At 73.7% G+C, this 8260-nt stretch carries 9 protein-coding genes; 5 read left to right on the top strand and 4 right to left on the bottom strand.

Features of this window, described 5'->3' with window-relative positions:
* Positions 1–344: 344 nt before the first annotated feature.
* A complete protein-coding gene (gene hppD, locus ABT034_RS26155; protein ID WP_351219258.1) occupies positions 345–1490 on the bottom strand; it encodes a 4-hydroxyphenylpyruvate dioxygenase in 1146 nt (381 codons plus the stop codon).
* A gap of 121 nt (positions 1491–1611) precedes the next feature.
* On the opposite strand from hppD, the gene ABT034_RS26150 reads away from it, so the two are divergent.
* The 4 genes from ABT034_RS26150 to ABT034_RS26135 all read left to right on the top strand — a co-directional run bounded on the left by ABT034_RS26150 (position 1612) and on the right by ABT034_RS26135 (position 4391).
* Positions 1612–2085 (top strand): Lrp/AsnC family transcriptional regulator, encoded by a 474-nt coding sequence (locus ABT034_RS26150; protein ID WP_351219256.1) that lies wholly within the window; start codon positions 1612–1614, stop codon positions 2083–2085.
* Between the two features lie 148 nt (positions 2086–2233).
* The gene (locus ABT034_RS26145) at positions 2234–2815 is read left to right on the top strand and encodes a helix-turn-helix domain-containing protein (protein ID WP_351219254.1); all 582 of its coding nucleotides are present in this window, start codon (positions 2234–2236) and stop codon (positions 2813–2815) included.
* A 29-nt stretch (positions 2816–2844) separates the two neighbouring features.
* Positions 2845–3039, top strand: coding sequence for a hypothetical protein (locus ABT034_RS26140; RefSeq protein WP_351219252.1), 195 nt, complete (start codon positions 2845–2847; stop codon positions 3037–3039).
* Complete coding sequence (locus ABT034_RS26135) at positions 3036–4391, top strand: MFS transporter (RefSeq protein WP_351219250.1); 1356 nt, start codon at positions 3036–3038, stop codon at positions 4389–4391. The genes ABT034_RS26140 and ABT034_RS26135 overlap by 4 nt, the downstream gene beginning before the upstream one ends.
* Here the strand turns inward: ABT034_RS26135 and ABT034_RS26130 are convergent.
* Both ABT034_RS26130 and ABT034_RS26125 read right to left on the bottom strand, forming a co-directional pair.
* Entirely contained in the window at positions 4324–5121 is a 798-nt protein-coding gene (locus tag ABT034_RS26130) for a S16 family serine protease (RefSeq protein WP_351219248.1), read from the bottom strand. The genes ABT034_RS26135 and ABT034_RS26130 overlap by 68 nt on opposite strands.
* 9 nt (positions 5122–5130) lie before the next feature.
* On the bottom strand, positions 5131–6297 hold the full coding sequence (locus tag ABT034_RS26125; protein ID WP_351219246.1) for an alpha/beta fold hydrolase: 1167 nt from the start codon (positions 6295–6297) through the stop codon (positions 5131–5133).
* Positions 6298–6384: 87 nt separating this feature from the next.
* Between ABT034_RS26125 and ABT034_RS26120 the strand changes: the two genes are divergently transcribed.
* On the top strand, positions 6385–7377 hold the full coding sequence (locus ABT034_RS26120) for an ArsR family transcriptional regulator (RefSeq protein WP_351219244.1): 993 nt from the start codon (positions 6385–6387) through the stop codon (positions 7375–7377).
* Between the two features lie 80 nt (positions 7378–7457).
* Here the strand turns inward: ABT034_RS26120 and ABT034_RS26115 are convergent, their stop codons facing one another.
* Entirely contained in the window at positions 7458–8099 is a 642-nt protein-coding gene (locus ABT034_RS26115; RefSeq protein ID WP_015033894.1) for an IclR family transcriptional regulator, read from the bottom strand.
* Positions 8100–8260 lie beyond the last annotated feature (161 nt).

Raw genomic sequence — 8260 nt, 5'->3', positions numbered from 1 at the left:
CACGACGGCGCCGCACCCGTGGTGCACGTCCAGGCCCGGAAGCCTAGGCCCGGCAAGGGGGCGCCGTCCCGTGTGCCCACCCGTCCCGCCCTGCGGGACGATTGCCCACACGGCGGGGCGTGGGCCCCGAACGGGCGGCGCCGCCCCGCGAGGGGCGGGAGCACCGGGGCGGGCGGGCGCCGTCCCGCGGCAGCGGGAGCACCGGCGGGTGGGCGCCGTCCCGCGGCGGGTGGGAGCCCCAGGCGGCCCCGCCCCGCGCGGGCGTGAGCCCCGGGCGGCGCCGGCTGCCGGGCAGGTGGGCGCCGCCCACCGGGGCGATTGCCCGCGGGGGCGGCGTCCGTCGGCTACAGGTTGCCGCGCTTTTCCTGTTCGCGTTCGATCGCTTCGAAGAGCGCCTTGAAGTTGCCCTTCCCGAAGCCCATCGACCCATGCCGCTCGATCATCTCGAAGAAGACCGTCGGCCGGTCCTGGACCGGCTTGGTGAAGATCTGCAGCAGGTACCCGTCCTCGTCGCGGTCGACGAGGATCTTCAGCTCGCGCAGGGTCTCCACGGGCACGCGCGTCTCGCCCGCCCACTCGCCGAGCGTGTCGTAGTACGAGTCGGGGGTGTCGAGGAAGGCGACGCCCGCGGCCCGCATCGCCCGCACCGTGGCGACGATGTCGTTGGTGGCGAGGGCGATGTGCTGGACGCCCGCGCCGCCGTAGAACTCCAGGTACTCGTCGATCTGCGACTTCTTCTTCGCGATCGCCGGCTCGTTGATCGGGAACTTCACCTTGAGGGTGCCGTCCGCGACGACCTTCGACATCAGCGCCGAGTACTCGGTCGCGATGTCGTCGCCCACGAACTCCTTCATGTTCGTGAAGCCCATGACCTTGTTGTAGAAGCCGACCCAGTCGTTCATCTTGCCGAGCTCGACGTTGCCGACGCAGTGGTCGATGGCCTGGAAGGTGCGCTTGGCCGGCGGCTCGACGATCGGGTTCGCGGCGACGAAGCCCGGGAGGTACGGGCCGGTGTAGCCGGAGCGCTCGACGAGGGTGTGGCGGGTCTTGCCGTACGTCGCGATGGCGGCGAGGACGACAACCCCGTGGTCGTCCTTGACCTCGTACGGCTCGGTGAGCCCGGTCGCGCCGTGCTCGACGGCGTAGGCGTACGCGGCGCGCGCGTCCGGCACCTCGATCGCCAGGTCGACGACGCCGTCACCGTGCTCGGCGACGTGGTCGGCGAGGAACCGGCCCCGGTCGGTGGAGACCTTGATGACGGAGGTGAACACGAATCGGGCGGCGCCGTTCGTGAGCACGTAACTGGCGGTCTCGCGGCTGCCGTTCTCCGGTCCGGAGTAGGCGACGAGCTTCATGCCGAAGGCGGTGGAGTAGTAGTGCGCGGCCTGCTTGGCGTTGCCGACGGCGAAGACGACCGCGTCCATTCCCTTCACGGGGAAGGGATCGGCCTGCCGCGCCGTGGAAGGGGTGTGATCGATGGTCTCAGTCATGGCAGCAATGTCCCGCCGTTCGGCAAGGTGCGCAAGAGTTGGCGGATCCACTGGTCAATGTGCACAGCAGAGGACGAGTATGGCTCTGCGACTTGTACATCCTGACCATGGGGAGCCCGCTGTGGCGATCGATCATTTGGACGGCCGGCTGATCGTGCTCCTGGCGCGTGAGCCGCGCATCGGCGTGCTTGAGGCGTCCCGGCGTCTCGGGGTGGCACGGGGCACGGTGCAGGCGCGGCTCGACCGGCTCCAGGCGAGCGGGGTGATCCGGGGGTTCGGCCCGCAGGTGGACCCGGCGGCGCTGGGCTACCCGGTGACGGCCTTCGCGACCCTGGAGATCAAGCAGGGCCAGGGCGCGGACGTACGGGAGCACCTGGCGACGGTGCCGGAGGTGCTGGAACTGCACACGACGACGGGCCACGGCGACATGCTGTGCCGGCTCGTCGCCCGCTCGAACGCCGACCTCCAGCGGGTGATCGACAAGGTGGTCGCCTTCGAGGGGATCGTACGGGCGTCGACGGCGATCGTGATGGAGAACCCGGTGCCGTTGCGGGTGATTCCGCTGGTGGAGCAGGCGGCGGAGGACGCGGGCTGAGTTCTGGAGGAGCACGGAGGAGCGCGGAGGAGCGCGGAGGAGCGCGGAGGAGCACGGAGGAGCACGGAGGAGCACGGAGAAGTCGACGCAAAGGAGTGATTGCAAAGAAGTACTTGCAATGAGTTCTTTGCAACTCTACGCTCATCCCATGAGCCCACCCGACGAACGCGTCAGCCGCTCGCTCGACCCGCGCTCACTGCGCGGGCTCGCCCACCCCCTCCGCATCCGCCTGCTGCGCGCCCTGCGCCACCACGGGCCCGCCACCGCCTCCCAACTGGCCGAGCGGCTCGGCGAGTCCAGTGGCGCGACCAGCTACCACCTGCGCCAGCTCGCGGCCCACGGCTTCGTCGAGGACGACCCGGGCCGGGGCAAGGGCCGGGAGCGGTGGTGGAAGGCGGCCCAGCAGGGCACGTCCGTCGACGAGTCGCTGCACCAGAACGCGGACCCGGAGGTCCGTGGCGCGATGGAGGTCTATCTGCACGAGATCGCGACCATCCACACCCAGGAGCTGAACACCTGGCTCGGTACGCGCCACGACTGGGACGGGGTCTGGGCCGGCTCCACCGACATGAGCGACTTCACGCTGCGGCTGCCGCCCGAGCGCCTGCGGGAACTCAGGGACGAGATCCACGCGCTGATCGACGGCTACCAGAAGAGCGCCGATGCCGACGCGCCCGGCGCCGCCCGCGTACGGATGCACCTGCACGCGTTCCCCCAGCACGAGGACTGACCAGACCCCGGCAGAAGGGTTACACCGCCATGCACTCCGACATCCACCTCGCACTCCACCGCCTGCGCGCCACCGAACTCACCGCCGAACTCACCGCCGCGCACCAGAGCGCTCCGGCCCGCCCCCTCCCCCGCACCCCCCTCCGGACCCACGTCGGCTGGGCCCTCGTCGAGCTGGGCCTGCGGTTGGCCGTACCGCCCGCGCGCGTCACCCTGGCCGCATGACCGCCCCGGGGGGACGAAAACGACCGCTCGCCACACTCCTCGCCGCCAACGCCGTCTCGATCACCGGTAATTCACTCACCCTCATCGGCGTCCCGTGGTTCGCGCTCGACACCACGGGCAGCCCCGGCAAGGCCGGGCTCGTCGCCTTCTGCGCGGCCCTCCCCGTCCTCGTCTCCGCGATCGCAGGCGGCCCCGTCATCGACCGGCTCGGCCGGCGCCGGGTCAGCATCGCCTCCGACCTGGTCTGCGCGCTCGCCCTCGCCGCGATCCCGCTGCTGCACCGCGCCGGGGCGCTGGAGTTCTGGATGCTGTGCGCCCTGATGGCGCTCAACGGCCTCTGCCACGCGCCCGGAGAGATGGCCCGGCACGTCCTGGTCCCCGACCTCGCCGAGCGCGCGGGGACCTCGCTGCCCCGGGCGGCCAGCCTGTACGACGCCGTGTCGCGCGGCGCGCGGATGGCGGGCGCGGCGGCGGCCGGGCTGCTGGTCGCGTTCATGGGCGCCGAAACGGTCCTGCTGCTCGACGCGGCGACCTTCGGCCTCTCCGCGCTGCTCGTCGGCGCGGGTCTGCGCGGGGTGCGCTCGGCGGAACCGGTACGGGACGGCCCCCGCCTCTCCCCCGCCCGCTACCGGGCCGATCTGCGCGAGGGGTACGCCTTCCTGTTCCGCGCCCGGCTGCTGCTCGGGATCACGGTCATGGTGATGGTGACCAACGGTCTGAGCCAGAGCTGGAGCGCCGTACTCCTTCCCGTCCACGCCCAGGAGCAGCTCGGCGGTCCGGCCGCGCAGGGCCTGCTCGTCTCGGTCTTCGGCGGTTGCGCCCTCGTCGGGGCCCTGCTGTACGGGGCGGTCGGGGAGCGCTTCGGGCGCCGGGCCGTGTTCACGGCGGGCTTCCTCGTCGGCGGCGCCCCGCCGTACGTGGTGGCCGCGCTCACGGACACCACCGCGCCGCTGCTCGTGACGGTGGCCGCGGCCGGGTTCGGCGTCGGCGTCCTCAACCCGATCCTGACCACGGTCATGTACGAGCAGGTGCCGGACGGTCTGCGCAGTCGGGTGATGGGCGCGAGCACGGCGGGGGTGCTGCTCACGACGCCGCTCGGGGGCCTCGCGGCGGGCCTCCTGGTCGAGCGGGTCGGGCTGACGGCGACGCTCCTCGGGATCGGCGGGCTCTACTTCCTCGCCACGCTCGCGCCGCTGGTGTTCCCGGCGTGGCGGGAGATGGACAAGCCACCGGAGAGGGACGAGCCACCGGCTCCCCCGGGCGCCACCCGCGCGGACGGACCGGTCAGCAGGCCGGAATCTCCGACTCCTGGCCCTGCTCCAGCGCCCGGAGGGACGCCACCGCGTCGCTGAGCGCGGTGACGGGGACGAGCCGCAGGCCCTTCGGCAGCCCGGCCTGGGCCTCCGAGCACTCGGCCTTCGGTACGAGGAAGACGGTGGCCCCGTCCCGGGCGGCGGCCTGGGTCTTGAGGGACACCCCGCCGACCGCGCCGACGGCGCCGGCCGCGTCGATCGTGCCCGTACCGGCGACGACGCGGCCGCCGGTGAGGTCTCCGCCGGCACCGTCGCCGGCGAGCTTGTCGACGATGCCGAGGGAGAAGAGCAGTCCGGCGCTGGGCCCGCCGATGTCGGCGAGGTGCAGGGTCACCTTCACTTCGTCGGGGTCCTTCTTCAGGTACCCGAGGGCGGCGAGGGTGGCCGAGTCCTGCGACTTCTTCATCTGGCCGAGGTTGTGCTTCTCGATCTCGGCGTCGGACTTCCCGGAGGGGTAGACGGAGTCGTGGGGCAGGACGGCCCGGTCGGTACGGAACCAGGCGTCGGCCACGTCCGCGAGGTCCACGTCCGTGGACGGCCCGGTCGCAAGGATCGTCGTCATCCGCAGCTGGCCCTCGATGGGCGCGCGGACGGGGGCGCCGGTGATGGTGATGACCTCACGCCCCTTGTCCTTGCCGAGCACATCGGCGGTGGAGCCGGGCTGGGCGATCGCGTACGGCAGCGGCGCGAGGCCGGCGACGGCGAGGAGCGCGGCGACGGGCAGGGCGCAGAGGGCGAGCGCACGGGGACGGGAGAGACCGGAGAGCACGCCCCCAATCTACTGGGACGTGAGAGGCCGCCGGCCCGGGGGCACGTACGCCGGTACGGGCAGGTGGCGGGCGAAGAAGGACCGTACGAGCCTCCGTACGGCGGGCACGGACGCCCTCGGATCGATCGCGCCGACCATCTCGGCCCGGCCTTCGGCGGTCATCAGGCCGGCTTTCTGGAGCTGCGGGGCCAGGGCCGCGTAGTCGGTGAAGACCCAGTGGTCGCTGTCGTCGAGCTGCCGCCGGACGACGGGGCCGCCGTGTGCGAGCAGCGCCGACCAGGACCGGTCGAGGCGGGCGTCGCGGAAGCCGTCGGTGCCGGCGAGGAGCACGGGCCGGTCCGCTCCCTCCCGGGCCACGGGCAGGAGTTCGCCGTCCATCAGGTCCAGGTACCCCTCGAGGACGGCCGCGGCGGCGATCCGCCGGTCCTCGTGGAGCGCCTGGGCGACGGCGGTGCCGCCGGCGGAGTGCCCGTACAGACCGACCCGGTCGAGGCCGAGGGCGTCCAGGACGAAGCGGAGGTCGGCGACGCGGGTGTCGACCATCGTGCGGAAGGTCGCCGCGTCGATGTCGGGGCTCAGCGCCGTCGCCCGGACCCGGTCGCGTCCCGGCCTGATGTCGGGGAACTCCACCTCGCTCGCGTCGCCGGGGTGGTCGACGGTGACGACGGTCCAACCGTACGAGGCGAGGTCGATCGCCAGTGAGCTGCCCATGGCGCGGGAGTCCCCGCCGCCGGGGCTGTACAGCAGCACGGGTCGCCGGCCGGCCAGCGGCGGGGCGCAGACGCGGGCGTGGGTGAGGGTGGCCGCCCAGTCGACCCCTGCGGCCGGGAGCCACGGGCGGACCAGCGGGCCGAGGACGGTGAAGACACCGGCGGCCTCCGGGGTGAGCTGCGGCATACGGGGGAGGCCCCGGCCGGTAGTGGCGGGCGAGAGGACGGTGATCATCACCTCTCGTACGCCGATCGCGGGCACCCAGGGGTCGTTGCGGGTGGGGTCGACGAGGTGATGGACGACGGCGCCGACGGGGTACGGGCCGGTGGGCGCGGGCAGCCGCAGGACGGGGCCTTCGGAGCGGGCGGCGGCGGGCGTGGCCTGGGCGGCGGAGGCGGTGCCGAGAAGGAGAGCGAGGGCGGCGGCCTTGGTGACGGCACGGCGGCCGGGGGAAGGGGATGTCATGCACGGCATCCTGGAGGCGGACGGGAGGGGCGGGCGAAGCTTGCGGCCCTGCCCGAAAGGCTGGCGGTCGGCGGGGGGTTGTGCGCGGTGACGTGGGTCCGATTCACGGAGGGCGACTACCCGCGGGTGCGGTTCGCGGCGCGGCCCTCGCCCGTGCCCGAACTCCACGCGGCGCTGCTGATGCTCGGCGCCCCGCACGAGGAACTGCTCTTCGGGCGCTGGCGCGGCAGACTCCTGCGAGCCCTGCCGGGGGCGGCCGGGCCGCTCGCGGACCTGGCGCCCGGCGGGGTGGCGCCGTCCTTCCTCGACGTGCTCGGCGAGACGCGGGAGGACGGCTTCGCCGGGATCCGGTCGGCTCCGCCCGCGCTCGTACGGTCCGAGATCGTACGGGTGTACGCGGGGCGGCGGGTTCCGCCGTGGGTGCGGGGGCTGTACGACGGGGACAGCGGGGCGTGGCGGACTGTGGAGCGGGCTCAGCGGGCCGCGTACGAGACGGTGCTCGCGCCGGTGTGGCCGCTGGTGCAGGACCTGCACCGGGGGGAGTTCACCCGGTACGCGACAGCCGTCGCGGAGGGGGGCCTCGGGGCCGGCCTGGAGTCTCTGGTGCCGGGCTCGCGGCTGCGGGCGGACGGGGTCTGGGAGTGGCCGGGAGGAGGCGGGCGGGAGGTCCGTCTCGGCGGCCGGGGACTCGTCCTGCTGCCGACGTTCCACTGGCGTGGCGGCCCCCTGGTCCAGGACCTGCCGGACCGGCCGGTGGTGCTCGCGTACCCGGCGGGCGGGGGCCTGCCGCTCGCGCCGACCACCGCCCCCTCGTCGGAGGACGCGCTGGCGGGGGTCCTGGGCCGGACGAGGGCGGAGCTGCTGGTGGCCGTGGGGGTGCCCCGTACGACGACGGAGCTGGCGCGGCGGCTGGGCGTCGGCAATGCGACGGCCTCGGCCCAGGCGGCGGCGCTGCGAACGGCGGGCCTCTTGACGACGACGCGCAGGGGCCGCGCGGTCCACCACGAACGAACACCGCTGGGCACGCTGCTGATAGCCCCTACGGCGCCGGGGACCGCCTCCGTGACGGGCACCCGGTAGCGAACCCGGGCCCCCGTTGTGGGCGGAACGGGTGGGCACAAGGCTCTGCCGGGCCCGTGGCAGCCCCGTTGCCGCGCGCTCTAGCGCAGCGCGTCGGCTACTTCCCTCGCCGCGTCCACCACCCTCGGCCCCACCCGTTCCGGTACCGCGTCCGCCAGCATCACCACGCCGACGCTGCCCTCGACGCCCGTGACGCCGACCAGCGGCGCCGCGGCGCCGCTCGCGCCCGCCTCCAGTTCGCCGTGGGTGAGGGTGAAGCCGGGTTCGATCAGGCCGCCCTGCCGGGCGGCGAGGATCGCGCGGCCGGCCGCTCCCCGGTCGAGGGGGTGGCGGAAGCCGGCCCGGTAGGCGACGTGGTAGTCGGTCCAGGTCGGTTCGACGACCGCGACCGCGAGCGCCTCCGCCCCGTCGACCAGCGTCAGATGGGCCGTCGCCCCGATGTCCTCGGCGAGCGAGCGCAGCGCGGGCAGCGCGGCCTCGCGCACCAGGGGGTGGACCTGGCGGCCGAGCCGCAGCACGCCGAGGCCGACGCGGGCGCGCCCGCCGAGGTCGCGGCGGACGAGGGCGTGCTGTTCGAGGGTGGCGAGCAGCCGGTAGACCACGGTCCGGTTGACACCGAGTTTGTTGGACAACTCGGTGACCGTCAGGCCGTGGTCGGTGTCGGCGAGCAGCTTGAGGACTCTGAGTCCCCGGTCGAGCGTCTGGGAGGTCTCCGCGGTCACGACGCCCACACCTCTCCTTCGAAAGTGAGTGGTGGCGGGCTCCCACGGGGTTACGACGCCGGTCCCGTCGGCGACGCACGTCAGAGGCCGCCGGCAGGAAGGGGTACACCGGCTGCGCTCCGCGGCGGCGCTGCCACGGGGCGATTGCTTTGAGCCGGGAC

Source organism: Streptomyces sp. NPDC002773 (assembly GCF_040295605.1).
GTDB lineage: Bacteria > Actinomycetota > Actinomycetes > Streptomycetales > Streptomycetaceae > Streptomyces.
This window is presented reverse-complemented; position numbering and strand designations above follow the sequence as displayed.